Source organism: Ruegeria sp. AI3 (assembly GCF_056541245.1).
Map to the genome: position 1 here is coordinate 19,255 of NZ_JBQFYA010000015.1, position 14,148 is coordinate 33,402.

General features: G+C 57.9%; 16 protein-coding genes. 7 read left to right on the forward strand and 9 right to left on the reverse strand.

Going from position 1 to position 14,148, the window contains the following annotated elements:
* The first annotated feature begins 39 nt into the window (after window positions 1–39).
* The 3 genes from ACRZ95_RS19460 to ACRZ95_RS19470 all read left to right on the forward strand — a co-directional run bounded on the left by ACRZ95_RS19460 (window position 40) and on the right by ACRZ95_RS19470 (window position 3,219).
* Window positions 40–480, forward strand: coding sequence for a MarR family transcriptional regulator (locus tag ACRZ95_RS19460; RefSeq protein WP_170380509.1), 441 nt, complete (start codon window positions 40–42; stop codon window positions 478–480).
* Between the two features lie 59 nt (window positions 481–539).
* Window positions 540–1,796, forward strand: coding sequence for an adenylate/guanylate cyclase domain-containing protein (locus ACRZ95_RS19465; RefSeq protein ID WP_170681350.1), 1,257 nt, complete (start codon window positions 540–542; stop codon window positions 1,794–1,796).
* A gap of 82 nt (window positions 1,797–1,878) precedes the next feature.
* On the forward strand, window positions 1,879–3,219 hold the full coding sequence (locus ACRZ95_RS19470) for a serine hydrolase domain-containing protein (protein WP_170681348.1): 1,341 nt from the start codon (window positions 1,879–1,881) through the stop codon (window positions 3,217–3,219).
* A 160-nt stretch (window positions 3,220–3,379) separates the two neighbouring features.
* On the opposite strand, the gene ACRZ95_RS19475 is transcribed toward ACRZ95_RS19470, so the two are convergent.
* The gene (locus tag ACRZ95_RS19475; RefSeq protein WP_170681346.1) at window positions 3,380–4,315 is read right to left on the reverse strand and encodes a hydrogen peroxide-inducible genes activator; all 936 of its coding nucleotides are present in this window, start codon (window positions 4,313–4,315) and stop codon (window positions 3,380–3,382) included.
* A 123-nt stretch (window positions 4,316–4,438) separates the two neighbouring features.
* Here ACRZ95_RS19475 and ACRZ95_RS19480 point away from each other — a divergent pair, with 123 nt between their 5' ends.
* On the forward strand, window positions 4,439–5,125 hold the full coding sequence (locus tag ACRZ95_RS19480) for a GNAT family N-acetyltransferase (RefSeq protein ID WP_170681344.1): 687 nt from the start codon (window positions 4,439–4,441) through the stop codon (window positions 5,123–5,125).
* Window positions 5,126–5,181: 56 nt separating this feature from the next.
* Here ACRZ95_RS19480 and ACRZ95_RS19485 read toward each other — a convergent pair whose 3' ends face one another.
* Window positions 5,182–5,991, reverse strand: coding sequence for a division plane positioning ATPase MipZ (locus ACRZ95_RS19485; protein WP_170681342.1), 810 nt, complete (start codon window positions 5,989–5,991; stop codon window positions 5,182–5,184).
* Between the two features lie 217 nt (window positions 5,992–6,208).
* Between ACRZ95_RS19485 and ACRZ95_RS19490 the strand changes: the two genes are divergently transcribed.
* Window positions 6,209–7,096: an AEC family transporter gene (locus tag ACRZ95_RS19490; RefSeq protein WP_170681340.1), complete on the forward strand. Its 888-nt coding sequence runs from the start codon at window positions 6,209–6,211 to the stop codon at window positions 7,094–7,096.
* 80 nt (window positions 7,097–7,176) lie between these two features.
* Window positions 7,177–8,763 (forward strand): MFS transporter, encoded by a 1,587-nt coding sequence (locus ACRZ95_RS19495; RefSeq protein ID WP_170556343.1) that lies wholly within the window; start codon window positions 7,177–7,179, stop codon window positions 8,761–8,763.
* A 128-nt stretch (window positions 8,764–8,891) separates the two neighbouring features.
* Here ACRZ95_RS19495 and rpmE read toward each other — a convergent pair whose 3' ends face one another.
* Complete coding sequence (rpmE, locus tag ACRZ95_RS19500; protein WP_170380502.1) at window positions 8,892–9,113, reverse strand: 50S ribosomal protein L31; 222 nt, start codon at window positions 9,111–9,113, stop codon at window positions 8,892–8,894.
* Between the two features lie 11 nt (window positions 9,114–9,124).
* Complete coding sequence (rplS, locus tag ACRZ95_RS19505) at window positions 9,125–9,508, reverse strand: 50S ribosomal protein L19 (protein ID WP_170380501.1); 384 nt, start codon at window positions 9,506–9,508, stop codon at window positions 9,125–9,127.
* A gap of 366 nt (window positions 9,509–9,874) precedes the next feature.
* Between rplS and ACRZ95_RS19510 the strand changes: the two genes are divergently transcribed.
* Entirely contained in the window at window positions 9,875–10,672 is a 798-nt protein-coding gene (locus ACRZ95_RS19510; protein WP_170681338.1) for a glycoside hydrolase family 25 protein, read from the forward strand.
* A gap of 5 nt (window positions 10,673–10,677) precedes the next feature.
* Here the strand turns inward: ACRZ95_RS19510 and ACRZ95_RS19515 are convergent, their stop codons facing one another.
* The 5 genes from ACRZ95_RS19515 to bluB form a co-directional block, all read right to left on the reverse strand.
* Window positions 10,678–11,103, reverse strand: coding sequence for a hypothetical protein (locus tag ACRZ95_RS19515; RefSeq protein WP_170681336.1), 426 nt, complete (start codon window positions 11,101–11,103; stop codon window positions 10,678–10,680).
* A 138-nt stretch (window positions 11,104–11,241) separates the two neighbouring features.
* A complete protein-coding gene (gene trmD, locus ACRZ95_RS19520) occupies window positions 11,242–12,051 on the reverse strand; it encodes a tRNA (guanosine(37)-N1)-methyltransferase TrmD (protein WP_170681334.1) in 810 nt (269 codons plus the stop codon).
* Complete coding sequence (locus ACRZ95_RS19525; RefSeq protein WP_170681333.1) at window positions 12,048–12,863, reverse strand: hypothetical protein; 816 nt, start codon at window positions 12,861–12,863, stop codon at window positions 12,048–12,050. The genes trmD and ACRZ95_RS19525 overlap by 4 nt, the downstream gene beginning before the upstream one ends.
* On the reverse strand, window positions 12,863–13,366 hold the full coding sequence (gene rimM / locus ACRZ95_RS19530) for a ribosome maturation factor RimM (RefSeq protein WP_170681331.1): 504 nt from the start codon (window positions 13,364–13,366) through the stop codon (window positions 12,863–12,865). The genes ACRZ95_RS19525 and rimM overlap by 1 nt, the downstream gene beginning before the upstream one ends.
* A gap of 142 nt (window positions 13,367–13,508) precedes the next feature.
* Entirely contained in the window at window positions 13,509–14,144 is a 636-nt protein-coding gene (bluB, locus tag ACRZ95_RS19535) for a 5,6-dimethylbenzimidazole synthase (RefSeq protein ID WP_170681329.1), read from the reverse strand.
* Window positions 14,145–14,148 lie beyond the last annotated feature (4 nt).

The window sequence follows — 14,148 nt, forward strand, 5'->3', positions numbered from 1 at the left end:
CTGCTTGTGAATTATTAGTTGTTTTTGTAACTAACAAGCATGTCCCAAGAAAAAGATGATTTTGATCTGCAGATTTTTTTGCCGTTTCTATTGAATCAGGCAGCTGAGGCAGCCTCGTTGGAGTTTCAGCGCCTCTACAAGGAACGCTATGGCATGCTGCGCAGCGAATGGCGGGTGCTGTTTCATCTGGGTGTCTTTGGCACTCTGACCGCGAAAGAGATTGGCAAGCGCGCGAAACTGCACAAAACCAAGATCAGCCGCGCGGTTCACAAGCTGGAACAAAGCCGTTACCTCAAGCGCACAAGGGATGAGGATGACCGAAGGGTCGAATGGCTGACGCTGACGCCCGCCGGTCAGGCCGTCTATCGTGAACTGAGTGGTATCGCAGAGCGCTATGATGGGAAACTGGCGGGCGCATTCTCGGAAGAAGAGGCCGCCATGCTGAGGAAAATGCTGCGACGGCTGGCAGGGATGGCTTAGGGTCTGGTAATTTCCATCACGCAGCCCACATTCAGGGCAGTACTTTGACGGACAGTTCCATGACCTCTTCAGATCCCATCTTTGACCTTATCGACTGGCTTGTTTCCAAAGGGCTAGAAGGGGCTGGTCAGGAAGAATTGCTTGACGGCTTTTGCAACCGCCTGATTGATCTAGGCCTTCCCCTGATGCGGTTCCACGCGGCGCAGTCGACGCTGCATCCGCTTTATGGCGGCACTGGCTATAGCTGGTATCGGGATTCCGGCGGGGAATCTGAGCGGTTCGCAAACACCGACACCCCAAGCGAGGTCTGGCAACGCAGCCCTCTCTATGCGCTTTTGCATGAAGACATGGATGACCTGCGCGTTCGACTGGTGGACCAGAACGAACCAAGCCGTTTCCCCTTGCTGAATGACCTGCGAGAGATCGGGGCGACGGATTACTATGCAACGGGTGTTTCGTTTGAACGCTCCGATCAGGTGCGCCCGGCGGGTGAGAAAAAGATCGGTGACGGAGTGCTGATGTCCTGGACCAGTGACGCCCCGACCGGTTTTGATGACAGCGATCTGGGGAAAATTCATGTCGCTCTGCCGCATCTTGGGCTTGCGTTGAAATCCGCCAAGAACCAGACCATGGCCAAGGATCTGATGCGCGTCTACCTGGGACGTGATGCGGGGCGGCGCGTCCTCTCTGGCGAAATCCGTCGCGGTTCATTGCAGCAGATTGATGCGGTGATCTGGAATTTCGATCTCGAAGGGTTCACCACCCTGTCTGAGGATATGCCGGGTCACGAGATCATCGACATGCTGAACGACTATCTGGCCGTTGCCGTGGGTGTGGTGCACGACAATGGCGGCAACATTCTAAAGTTCATGGGTGACGGGCTGATGGCCATGTTTGATGTGGGAGAGAGCGACGCTGATGCCCGTGCGGCTCTCGCAGCCGTCGCCATGTTGCAAAGCCGGATGGAAGAGCTGAACGCGCGACGACTGGCAGATGGGCAGAGGGTGGCAAATTTCACCCTGGCGCTGCATTCGGGTGAGATCCTTTATGGCAATATCGGCTCGGAAACCCGCCTGGATTTCACGGTGATTGGCCCTGCGGTGAATCAGGCGGCCCGGATTGCCGGGATGCATCGGTCGTTGGGCCAGAGGATTCTCGTCTCCGACGACGTCGCCCGCGCCGCACAACCTTGCAGCCAGGAACTGATTTCGGTCGGGCGCTACATGTTGCGCGGTGTGAACGAACCGAAAGAGCTGTTTACGATATACAGCCCCACGCAGCTCTCGGACGAGACAGAGATCAAGAACGCAACGTAACGGTGGCGCGGCGCCCGTCGTGGTGAAACCTTCTGGTCAAGTGGGAAAAAAGGGGCGGGCCGCTTAGGTCCGAAGGGGGCGCATGTTCGGGAAGGTTCTAAAATACGCGGTTGGGACGTTGGCATTGGCTTTTGTCGCAGCAGGTGGTTACCTGTGGATCGCGCCACCGGATCTGTTGAAAGTGGGCACCAACTATTCCGCCAAGATCGTCTGTTCGAACGTGTTCCTGGCCGGGCGCGATGCAGAGACTGTGTTGCAAAGCGATGTTCAGGCGCCGGGACATCCCTTGCTGAAGCAGGTTTCGGTCAGCGTCGACGAACAGGGCCAATCGGTTGAGGCGCGGATGTTTGGCGTCTTCGCTCCGGCCACATCCCAGTATCGTCCCGGTTTGGGGTGCACCAACGTTCATGCGGCAAATCTGTCAGATCACACGCTACCCGAACCCGCGCCCGTACCCAACGGTCTTTGGCCGCAAGGAAATGAGGTGGTTCTGTCCGAGAACCCCACGCTGACTGATGTTTTGTCGGACCCTTCCTTACTGGGCGAGGGCTACCGCGCTGTCGTGGTGGCCAAAGACGGGCGCATCATTGCCGAGGCTTATGCTGATGGCTTTGATGCCGAAACCCCTTTGCTGGGGTGGTCGATGACCAAAACGATCACTGCGGGGCTAATTGGTACGCTGATCCAGTCGGGCGACATGGCGCTGGGCGATGATCTTACGGACGTCTTCCCAGATTGGGCCGGGGACTCGCGCCGCGACATCACAGTCGAGGATATGCTTGCCATGTCCAGCGGCTTGCAGTGGGATGAGGAATATGGCGACGTCTCGGACGTAACGCGGATGCTGTATCTCAAGGATGACATGGTCGATTTCGCCGCCGGACGCCCCGCCGCCTATCCCACCGCGACCGAGTTCAGCTATTCCTCGGGCACGTCCACAGTTCTGTCGCGGGTGTGGCAGGGCCAGCTTGAAGAGGGCGACCTCGGCTACCCCCGCACCGCATTATTCGACCCTCTGGGCATGCACTCAGCTGTGATGGAGACCGATGGGGCAGATACATTCGTGGGTTCAAGCTACATGTACGCCACCGCGCGCGACTGGGCGCGCTTTGGGCAGTTTCTGCTGCAAGGCGGTGTTTGGAAAGGGCAGCAGATCTTGCCCGAAGGCTACACCGATTGGATGTTTGAACCCGTCGCGACCTCAGACGGGGCTTATGCCAAAGGGCACATGTGGCTGGACGGCCCACGTGGTGAGCCGCAATTCGAGGACACCGTCTGGCTGCAGGGCCATGACGGCCAATCCGTAGGCATTTTTCCTTCGCAGGATTTGGTCGTGGTGCGTTTGGGGCTGACGCCGTCACGGTTGGGATATTCGCCACTGCCTTTGGCCAAGGCTCTGATCGCGGCTATGGGTGACGGCTGAGCTGCTGCAGCGTACAGACGGCGGTCGCAGGTTTTCCTCTTGCTCGGACCTGTTGCGTCGATCTCCGAAAAGAGATGCCAGCGCGGATTGGCCAAATTCGGGTTTCTATCCTGAAGAAGAACCACCTGCTCGCAGGCATATCGGTCCAAACGCACTCCTTCTAGCCCTCGATGCTGACCAGTCCCGAAAACTCATTTCTGGCGACACTTAGAATAATCTCCGAAAGGAAGGCGAACGTCTTGTGGTGACCGCTGGACTTTCGCCAAACCAGACCGATGGACCTGTTCAACCGTCCCGGGCGATAGGGCACCAGAACTACATCTCCGCCGACCTCTGGAATTTCAGATGCGGCGTAGAGTGACGGAAGGAAGGACACGCCGATATTCATTGCTGTCATCTGCCGAATTGCGTCAAGACTTGTACCCTCGTAGTCGTAAAGGAGGTTGGCCCCCAAGCTATTGGCGAGGTCTGCAACTTGGTTGTGAAGCGTGAAACGACGAGAGAGCGCCAGAATGCTCTCACCCTTCAGGTCTTGGTCATTGGCCATTTCCTTGTGGGCAAGGCGGTGATTTCGGGCCACCGCAAGCTTCAGAGGTTCCCGAAGCAGGCGCAGGATCGTGACATCTGTCGAGTTCACGGGCAATTGCGTCAGAATGAAATCATGTATCCCGCTCAGAAGCTCCTGCATCAGTTCGGATGGCGCTCCGTCTCGCACTGTCAGTTTTAGGTTCGGGTGGTTTTCATGCAGGTGGTGAAAAACACGTGGCAAAAGGTACGGACCGAGGGTTGGTGATGATCCTAGTCGGAACGTGCCCGCAAGTTCGGACTTCATCCGACCTGACGTCTCTTGCAGCAAAGCGACCTCCGATAAGATGCTCCGGGTTTTTTCCAGTACTTCGCGCCCTTCAGGTGTCAGCACTGCTCCGGCTCTGCCGCGCTCGACCAGTTTCAGTTCAAGCGCTGCTTCGAGATTGGCAATCTGCAGGCTGAGAGATGGCTGGCTGATACCTATCCGCTCAGCGGCTTTTCTGTAGTGACCAGTTTCGGCCAGCGCTCGGAAGTAAGTCAGTTGTTTTAGTGTCAGCTGCAATTCCATTGATAGGTTTTTCCAATCAAAGTTTCTAACACAATAGGCTATTATATTGGGCCGAAACAACCATTATTACCATGTGGCCTATTTTAGAGCGCTTGTTTTTGGTGCGTTTGCTCGGAGGATTTCATGAATATTCAAAACAACTTTGCCAAAACGGACGATGTCCGCGCATTTCTAGCCTCAGTCCACTTGCCAACTTCGCGATCACAGGGTGTCCTTTCACGGGACGAAATTGACTGGTGCAAGATGCGTGGCATCGAGTTGGCATATGATCCTGTGCAAATCGGATGGGTGCCTCTGCTCTGTGAGGATGACATATCTGAAACATCCAGCCGGCCTCAATCTCGGCAAATTCGGTTGCGTCCCTGGCAGGCGCAGGATGCAGCTGACTATGCTGCCATGCTCTCGTCAGAACGCTTGTGGCAATATTTACCCGACCGATACCCGGGCCCAATCAGCGAGGATGACGCGCGACAGTTGATCGAGTTGACGGGTGAAGACCATCACGAAGTCTTGGCCGCTTCGATAGACGACACTGTCATCGGACAAGCCCGAATGCTGAGAGTGGGACAAGACAGCGCCGAAATTAGCTATTGGATCGGCGAGCAGCATTGGGGCAAAGGGTATGCCAGCTCCATCGTAGCGCAATTCTGCACACAGTGCTTGCGTCTGAACCCTGAGATTAGTCGGCTTTTTGCGGTTGTGCACGAGAGCAATATTGCGTCTCAATCGATCCTCAAAAAGTGCCGCTTTGCCGAGATATCTCGTGACACTGTCTGGATAACATTCGAGCGCTACCGCCGCGCGTCTTAGGCTGTAGTGCCCGATTGGGGTTGCCAGGTCTGGCGAGTAAGCGGTTCAAATAGCGCTTAGAAGTCGATCTCGACGCCGGGCAAGTTCAACTCCCGCATCATGTCGCGCAGCTCCTGACGCGCGGCGATGTTCGAGATGTTCAGCTGTTTGACGCCGATATCTTTGAGGTCCAGCAAAGTCAGGCCACGGGGAAAGAGCTCGCGGAAGATGACCCGCTCGGAAAAGCCCGAAGCGACGCGGAACCCGATGCGTTGCGACAGGATCTCGATCGCGCGTTGCATTTTTTCCTTGTTGACCATGCGCTGAGTACCCACCCGGTTGCGCACGACGACCCAGTCGATCGGTTTCAAACCAGCCTGCGCCCGTAATTGCCGCGCGTTCCAAACCATTTCGGAATAGACCGAAGGGCCGAGGATCTTCTCACCTTTGGAGTCAATCCGGGCCAACAGGTCGAAATCGATGAAACTGTCGTTCAGTGGTGTGATCAGCGTATCGGCTAGCGAATGCGCCACTTGGCTGAGGCGGGTGTGTGAGCCAGGGCAGTCGATCAGGATAAAATCGCTGTCGTTCTCAAGCTGCGAAACAGCCGCCGACAGACGATGGTCATAGATGTTCTCGCCTGGTTTCAGGGTGCTGGCATCGATCTCAGGCAGGTCGTGGTGGCGTGGGCTGGGCAGGGTCGCCTCAGCGTTTTTCAAGAAATTCGCCCGGTTCTCGAAATAGCGTCCCAAGCTGCGCTGGCGCAGGTCTAAATCCAGCGTGCTGACCTTGCGGCCCAGACGCGCCAGAGCGGTGGCCACATGCATGGAAACGGTCGATTTGCCTGCGCCGCCCTTTTCGTTCCCCACTACGATGATATGTGCCATGCCGTCGTTCCCAAGCCCTGCCGTGTTTGTCCACACGTTGTTATTAGCCACTATATGTTGTGTCAGCGGGGAAGAAAAGAACCTCGGGGCGTTGTTTCGACCAATATCAGGCTCTAATTTGGAAAACCCAATCGCTTTGGCAGTTTAGAACGCCATGCTTGCCAAAACCGGGCCCGTGATTCACTCTTTAATCGAGGATCGGACAGGAGGATACCGGTTGGAGCAACTGTTCCTGAGCGTTCTGAACGTGGTTTTACCGGTCCTGATTTGCGTGGGCATCGGGTATGGGCTGGCGATTACCAAGTCTCCGTTTGACAATAAAGTGGTCGGAGGGATCGTCTCGCGGGTCGGCTATCCGACCCTGATCCTGTCGCATCTTGCGGGCACCAAGCTGAATGTGGGCACGTTTCTGGATATGATGAGCGCTGCTGCGCTGGCTGTGGCCAGCTTTGGCGTTCTGGGCTTTGTGGCTTTGCGGCTTCTGCGCCTGCCTGTAAGGGCGTTCCTGACGCCCCTGATGCATGGGAATGTGGGCAATATCGGCCTGCCGATCACTCTGCTGGCGCTGGGCGACGCGGGGATGGCCTACACAATGGCCTTTGTCGTCGTTGTCCTGATCAGCATCTTTACCGTTGGAATGTGGATCCCGGCCGGTGTGTTCTCGGTCAGAAAGCTGGTCACATCACCGATCATCTATGCCGTGGCCCTGTCGTTGATCCTGATGGCCACAGGGACCAGCCTGCCGCAACCGATCGCCAAGTCCTTCGATATCCTGGGCGGGTTGTCGATCCCGCTGATGTTGCTGACACTGGGCCACACGCTGGCGACGCTAAGGATTGCCAGTCTGGGGCGTGCAGTCTTGCTGACCGGACTGCATCTGGTCATGGCTGTGGGTATTGCCATGGGTCTGGTCTGGCTCTTCGGCTTCACGGGTGCCGAGCGCGGCGCCCTGATCCTGTGCTGCCTGATGCCATCCTCGGTGGCAACATACCTGTTCATTGACCAGCACGTGCCGGAATACGGCCCGGATGTCGCCGGGTTCATCCTAGTGTCTACCTTGACGACCATACTCGTTCTACCGCTGGCCTTGACCTATTGGATTTGACGTAAACCCTATGCGTGGCTGCAAAAATCGCTAATCTACTGATAAATGGCGGTAAAGAGCCACAAGCTCAGGGTGACACGATGAACGGAAAGACGCCGACAGACGTAACCCCACAAGCCCGCGCCCGCGTGGTGCTGGCGATGACGGCAATCTGCATGATGGTTGTAGGGTTTAACACCACCGCCGTTGCGACGATCCTACCTAACCTGAAGGCCGAATTCGACCTGACACCGTCCGGCCTGCAATGGGTAATGGCGATCTATACCGTCGCAAGCGCCTCACTTGTTACCATCGTCAGTCGTCTGGGCGATATCACCGGCAAGATGGGGGTTTTCTTCTTTGGTATGGTCGTCTTTGCCTTCGGATCTGGCTCGGTCCTGTTTGCGCAAGACGCAACCATGCTGTTAATCGGGCGCGGTGCGCAAGGCGCGGGGGCGGCGGCGTTGTTCGGAACCTCTCTTTCCCTGCTGACAGCAGCGACCCCTGAGGAGCAGAGGGCAGGTGTCACCGGATTCTGGGGCGCTATCGTCGGGCTGGCTATAGGCGTTGGTCCCATCGTAGGCGGTGCCTTTGGGCATTACATTAGCTGGCGCGCGGTGTTTGCCGCAGATCTAGTTCTACTGGTCGTGGCCTTCACAATTGGGTTGCATGTCAGCAAACGGAAGTACGTGCCTGACACACGCCTTGCCGGGGCACGTTTCGACTATCCCGGAGCAGTTGCCATTCTGTTGTTTCTCGGGCCGCTGTCCTTTGCGCTTAGCAATGGGGAAAGCGGCGGGTGGAGCACGCCACTGACGCTAATACCGCTGGCTGTGGCGGCCCTGGCGACCGTCCTGCTGGTCATTGTCTCGCGTCGCAGTGATGACCCGTTGATCGAGCTGCGGTATTTCCGCCATCCGCGTTATTTCATGGCCGCCGCGGGAATGTTCTTTACCGGTTTCACGCTTTTCTGTTTCTTTGTCTATTTCAACACGTTTGTGCAATCGCCGGATGCCTTTGGCTATACCTCCATTGGCGCGGGATTGGCGATCATGCCGCTAAGCCTCAGCATGTTCGTCATATCTGTCACCGCGCCCAGGTTTCTGGCACCCTACAGTTTCCAGTGGCCGGTTGCGATCGGACTGGGGGCAATGGGATGTGGGTTCCTGTTGCTGACGACAGTTTCGAATACCACGCAATATTCCGAGATCTGGTGGAAGCTGCTGATAGTCGGGATCGGGTTGGGTATCTGTTTCTCGCTTCTGCCACGCCTCGGCCTGCGGCTGCTGCCCGAAGAGCATGTAGGGCAGGGCTCAGGCGTGATCAACGCCTGTCTCTATTTCGGAGCAACCATGGGGGCAGTGGTCGGTGGGTTGGCAGAGTCCATCACCATACGCCGGGGCCTGTCCGAAGTGATTGACGCACTACCCTCCGGATCAACGCAGCGGGCTGATCTGGCACATGCGCTAACCCACGGCAAACCTGGCGAGGTCCAGCAGTTACTCACCAGCTTGGAGCCGACGGCAGGAACAGCTTTGGCTGAGGCTCTGCGGGATTTGCAGGACAACGCCTTTGACAGCGCAATGGTGGTCGCCGCGATTGCCGCTCTGATCGGGATGGTTTTGGCGCTGCTGCTGCTGCGCGGACCCGTGCCACCACTGCACAGTGCAGTGGAACTGACGAAATAAGAAAGTTCCCGATCTGATTTCATTTTGGAAAAAGGTCAGCGGGGCGCGGCGTGCATTATGCATTTAGTCGGAAACAAAAAAAGGCCGCCCCTCAAGGGACGGCCTTTCGAAATCGAACGTGGCAAGACTTAGAAGCCCAGACCTTCGTATTTCTTTTTGAACTTCGACACGCGGCCGCCGGCGTCCATCAGGCGCGACGAGCCACCGGTCCATGCGGGGTGCACGGAGGGGTCGATTTCCAGAGCCAGCTGATCGCCTTCGCTGCCCCAGGTGGATTTCATCTGAACAACGGTGCCATCGGTCATTTTGACATCGATGACGTGATAATCGGGATGGATGTCTTTTTTCATCTTTCCGTTCCTTACGCTTCGGCGCCAGCTTTGGGCTTGTAGTTGGTGACCTCTGCGATACGTGCGGATTTACCACGACGGGTACGCAGGTAGTACAGTTTGGCGCGACGGACGCGGCCACGGCGAACAACGGTGATGCTGTCGATGTTGGTCGAATGCAGCGGGAATACACGCTCCACGCCTTCGCCGAACGAGATTTTGCGGACGGTGAACGAACCGGCGATGCCGTTGCCACCTTTACGCGCGATGCAGACACCTTCGTAGTTCTGCACACGGGTACGCGACCCTTCGGTCACTTTAAAGCCGACACGAACGGTGTCACCGGCTTTGAAATCGGGGATGTCTTTCCCCAGGGCGGCAATCTGTTCCGCCTCAAGCTGTGCGATCAGGTCCATCGCATTCACTCCTATCTGCTCGTGGTTGGTCCACGAAGTTTGGGCACGGCCTGAGAGCTCTTGGTCTTCACCGGGTCCTGCGAACAGCCCGCCAGAGGTCAGATCGAATGTTCCTTTGGTCCGGTCTGACCTGACACGCGTTGGCCGAAGAAAGCCAAGCGTTGTGCCATAAAACAAACCAAAACACCGGAGTCGCATCACGCGGCACCGGATTGCGCTGCTTTAGGGTGTTTGCGGACAGGGATCAAGCCCAAATCGCAGGCACCGGCGGTGGGATTTTGCCAATTCCCGAATGCGACGTTGCTTTGTGCGTTGGATCAGGCATTCTGAGGTCAATTACAAGAGCAGTTATTTCAGGCTGAAACAATGACCCGATTTGCAATCATGCTGGCCCTGGCGGCCGCTGTTTTGATGTCCTGCGGACGCAGAGGACCTCCGCCGCAGGTCGTAGAGGCCACGCCGGGCGTGGACCGGACCGCGCCCGCCGTGATCTACCCCGACTTTGGCGATGCCGATCCCCATGACTGGGATGGGCGGCATCCCGGCCTGTATCCGGTTCACGGGTTGGATGTTTCGCGTTGGCAGGGGCCGATCGACTGGCGTCAGGCAAAGGCCTCGGGCGTCAGCTTTGTGTTCATGAAAGCGACCGAGGGGGGTGATTTCCTCGACCCGATGTTCAACGAACATCGCCGCGGCGCGCAGGCGGCGGGCGTTCCGTGGGGGGCGTATCACTACTACTATTTCTGCCGACCGGCGCGTGAGCAGGCGCAGTGGTTCATTCGGAATGTCCCGAAAGGCGCGGACCTGCCACATGTGCTGGATATGGAGTGGACGCCGCATTCGAAAACCTGCACCCTTCGCCCTGATGGCAAAATCGTTCGGGCCGAGGCGCAAAAGTTCCTCGATATCCTCGAACGTCACTATGGCCGCCGACCCATCGTCTACACGACTGTGGATTTCTACCAGGATACCGACATCGGACGGTTGTCAAAGACCGAGTTCTGGTTGCGCTCGGTCGCGGGACATCCCCGTCAGGTCTATCCCGGCGCGGTGTGGAGGTTCTGGCAATACACTGGCACCGGGCTGGTGCCGGGGGTTCAGGGTAAGGTCGACATAAACGTCTTCAGCGGCCCGCCCGAGATTTGGGCGCAGTGGAAAGGATAGACGCCTTAGGATTGAGGTGCCGCGTAGCTTTCCACGGTGCCGCCCGCGACAAGGTGATCTAGCCTGCGCACGCGTTCCTCACCGTAGGCATTGCGCAGCCAGAACGCTTCTCCTTGGGTCAGAACGCGGCGGTCAAAGCCGCGCTCGCTCAGGCAGCGGTCTACCTGATCCATCTCGCCTTGCGCCCTGAGTTCGTGTCGGCTGCCATATGCAAGCACAGATCCGACCAAGGGCGACGACATCAAGATGAAGGCTGGATAGGCTCCGATCACTGCGGCATTCCCGCCGATTTCTGCTTCGTTCGAGCAAGACAATACCGCGTTTCGAGCGGATGCCATATTGTGTCCGGCCTGAGTTGGCACGGAGTCTTCCAAAGCACTGGTCGCGCATGCCGAGACAAGTGCGCAGCCCAAAAGTAATAGCTTTTTCATGAATTGCCGTTCATTCAAATGTGCGAATCTTTTGTGTCCATCGCATTGCTCTGGGATGAGTATCCCGCGATTTCTTCAACTGCAATTAGCATCAGCTTTAACTGTGGACCTGCGGTTTGCGGGCCACAGTAGCCTGTATCATTTGATAGATTTCTGCCTGGCGCGAACGTATTCGTCCCACACATCAGGCCGCCGTTCCCGCGTTAGGTCCTCGGCCATCTTTTGGCGCCATTCGGCGATGCGGCCGTGGTGACCGGACATCAGGACCTCGGGGATCGGGCGGCCGTTCCATTCTGCGGGGCGCGTGTATTGCGGGTGTTCCAGCAGGCCCGAGGAAAAGCTCTCTTCTTCGGTCGAGGCCTGATTGCCCAGCACGCCGGGGATCAGCCGCACGGTGGCGTCGATCAGAGCTTGCGCCGCGATCTCACCGCCGGTCATGACGAAATCGCCGAGGCTGACCTCTTGCACGCCGTAATGCTCCAACACACGCTCGTCTACGCCCTCGAACCGACCGCAGAGCAAGGTCATCCCGTCGCAGCGCGCCAGATTCTGCATCATCCGCTGGTCCATACGCTTGCCGCGCGGGCTGAGATAGATTAGTGGCCAGTTGCCTCGGATACCGGCCATGGTCTGTTCGATGGCAGGCCCCAACACGTCGGCGCGTAGCACCATACCAGCGCCCCCGCCTGCGGGTGTGTCATCCACATTGCGGTGTTTACCGATCCCGAATTGCCGCAAATCAACAGTTTCCAGCTGCCAAAGCCCTTCCTGCAGAGCCTTACCTGTCAGGCTTTCGCCCAGAACGCCGGGGAAAGCGCTGGGAAACAAGGTGATGATCTTGGCTTTCCATACGCCGTGCAGATCCGGCGTTGGAGTCATCAACTCGCGCGGTTGCAGAGTGGGTCGGATGGCCTTGCGACCGTAGGATTTGCTTGGTGTATCTGTCATGATTGGGCAACCAGATCGTCCTTGGCGCGTTTGATGAGGGCCTTCTTTTGCGCCATCAAAGCCGCATCGTCCAGCGCGGAACGGTTCAACTCCAGCAATTCTAGCAGAACATCATCAGTCGGACGGGCCTTGTGCGGCTCCGGCGCGACCAGTTTGAACATCTTGTCGCGTGGTAGATTCAGAAATGCCGCAAACGGAGCGCCCGGACCAAAGCGCCGCTTGCGCAGGTCCTCCATCCACTCGGTCTGGACCTTGACTAGCGGTAGTCGGTCCTGAAGCATGTCGGCCGTCTCTTTCGGAGAGGGCAGGTGGTTCAGCGCCTCCCGGAACCCGTCATAGTCTTGCACCAGCCGCGTCCGCCTCAAATCATGTGCCCAGAGGCTGCGCGTCCAATCCTCACGCTGTCGCAGGGACAGATAGATCGTAAGGTCGACCGGCTCGGGACCCAGCCGATCCTTGACCTGTTCAACCAGCGTCGTCGCCAATTCCGGGGTCGCCCCGTAGCCTTCGGCGCTGTTGCGACTGGGGCGCAGACCGGCGAAGTTTTCCTCGCTGAGGATCAAGCCGCGACTGGTGCCAAAGTCGATCGGTTCCAGCAGCGCATGCACACCTGTTTCGAACTCGGCCAGGGTGCTGTTCATGCGATAGACCGAATGCCGCGTGGCGATGTCTGCAAGTCCGGTTTTGCGGGTCTTATAGGGCAGGATCAGTGAAAAATGCGGCCAGATCAGCTGACGGTTCTTGTAGAGAAACGACTGCGCAACAGTGGTGCCGGTCTTGTGCAACCCCAGATGCAGCAGAACGCGCCGCATCAGATCAGGCCTTCTGGCGGATCGGCGACGATGCGACCGGCCTCCAGATCAACTGTCGGAACAGCGTCCAAAGTGAAGGGCAGCAGGACAGTCGATTTCAGACCCGGCCCGTGCAATTCCAACAAATCCGCGGCGCCGTGGTTCTGGACCGATTTGACCCGGCCCAGCAGGGTGCCGCCGGTGTCATACACCTCCAGCCCGATCAGGTCGGTGTGATAGAACTCGTCATCCGGCAGCGAAGGTAGTTGATCCCGCCGAGCATACAGGCGTAGGCCGTTCAGGGCGTCCGCCTCTTCCTTGGTTTCAACCCCGCCCAGACGCGCGGCAAATCCGTTTTTGATTGCGCGGGTCAGCACCACGGGAAAGCGCTCTTTGCCGTCTTCGTCGGTCAGTGGCGAATAGGCTTCGATGTCTTCCGGCACGGCGCAAAAGCTTTTCAGCCGCACCTCGCCGCGCACACCGTATGAGCCCGCAATGCTGCCGACGCAGATCAGATCACTCATTTGAGCCTTCCGTTATACATAGTCCGTTTCGCCATTGCCCGATCACTTCGCAGGCTTCGCGCTGGTTATTGCGTTCAAAGAACACGCCGACAATAAAAGCGATCAGCAACAGGATGGGAAGTCGTAACAATCCGAACATCGGCTATCGCACCTCGATCGGCAGAGTCTCGTCGCGGTCTTCCCAACCCGCCCGTTCCAGCTCGGGCGTGTCGGATTCTTCTTCCGGCCAGCCGACGCAGAAATAGCCGATCAGCCGCCAGTTGTCCGGCACGTTCAGATCGGTGTTCATTTGGTCGGGGTCGAGGATCGAGACCCAGCCCAGCCCCAGCCCCTGCGCGCGCAGGGCCAGCCAGAACAGGGTGATGGCTGAGACAACCGAATAGCGCCGCATCTCGGGCATGGTGCCCGCGCCCAGACCCTGGCCTTTGCTGGTGGTGTCATCGCAGAACACCGCCAATTGCACTGGCGCTTCCTGCATGCCCGAAAGTTTGAGGCCGCTATACAGCTGTGCTTTCTCACCGGAATACCCGGCCAGAGCGTCCGCATTGGCGGTTTGGAAATTCTTGAGCGCCGCGTCGCGCGCGGCCTCACTTTCGACGCGGATCACGCGCCAAGGTTCGCTGAGCCCCACGGAAGGGGCCAGCAGAAATGCGTCGAGGCAGCGCGTCAGCACTGCCTCGTCCACAGGGTCGGTGCGGAACCGACGCACATCGCGCCGGAGCCGCATCAACAGATCGAACTGCGTGCGAAAATCGTCGGTGAAAGCCTGATCCTGCACGCGT

Coding starts and splice junctions, on each gene's coding strand:
- ACRZ95_RS19460 (WP_170380509.1), top strand. CDS start 40: ATGTCCCAAGAAAAAGATGATTTTGATCTGCAGATTTTTTTGCCGTTT.
- ACRZ95_RS19465 (WP_170681350.1), top strand. CDS start 540: ATGACCTCTTCAGATCCCATCTTTGACCTTATCGACTGGCTTGTTTCC.
- ACRZ95_RS19470 (WP_170681348.1), top strand. CDS start 1,879: ATGTTCGGGAAGGTTCTAAAATACGCGGTTGGGACGTTGGCATTGGCT.
- ACRZ95_RS19475 (WP_170681346.1), bottom strand. CDS start 4,315: ATGGAATTGCAGCTGACACTAAAACAACTGACTTACTTCCGAGCGCTG.
- ACRZ95_RS19480 (WP_170681344.1), top strand. CDS start 4,439: ATGAATATTCAAAACAACTTTGCCAAAACGGACGATGTCCGCGCATTT.
- ACRZ95_RS19485 (WP_170681342.1), bottom strand. CDS start 5,991: ATGGCACATATCATCGTAGTGGGGAACGAAAAGGGCGGCGCAGGCAAA.
- ACRZ95_RS19495 (WP_170556343.1), top strand. CDS start 7,177: ATGAACGGAAAGACGCCGACAGACGTAACCCCACAAGCCCGCGCCCGC.
- rpmE (WP_170380502.1), bottom strand. CDS start 9,113: ATGAAAAAAGACATCCATCCCGATTATCACGTCATCGATGTCAAAATG.
- rplS (WP_170380501.1), bottom strand. CDS start 9,508: ATGGACCTGATCGCACAGCTTGAGGCGGAACAGATTGCCGCCCTGGGG.
- ACRZ95_RS19510 (WP_170681338.1), top strand. CDS start 9,875: ATGACCCGATTTGCAATCATGCTGGCCCTGGCGGCCGCTGTTTTGATG.
- ACRZ95_RS19515 (WP_170681336.1), bottom strand. CDS start 11,103: ATGAAAAAGCTATTACTTTTGGGCTGCGCACTTGTCTCGGCATGCGCG.
- trmD (WP_170681334.1), bottom strand. CDS start 12,051: ATGACAGATACACCAAGCAAATCCTACGGTCGCAAGGCCATCCGACCC.
- ACRZ95_RS19525 (WP_170681333.1), bottom strand. CDS start 12,863: ATGCGGCGCGTTCTGCTGCATCTGGGGTTGCACAAGACCGGCACCACT.
- rimM (WP_170681331.1), bottom strand. CDS start 13,366: ATGAGTGATCTGATCTGCGTCGGCAGCATTGCGGGCTCATACGGTGTG.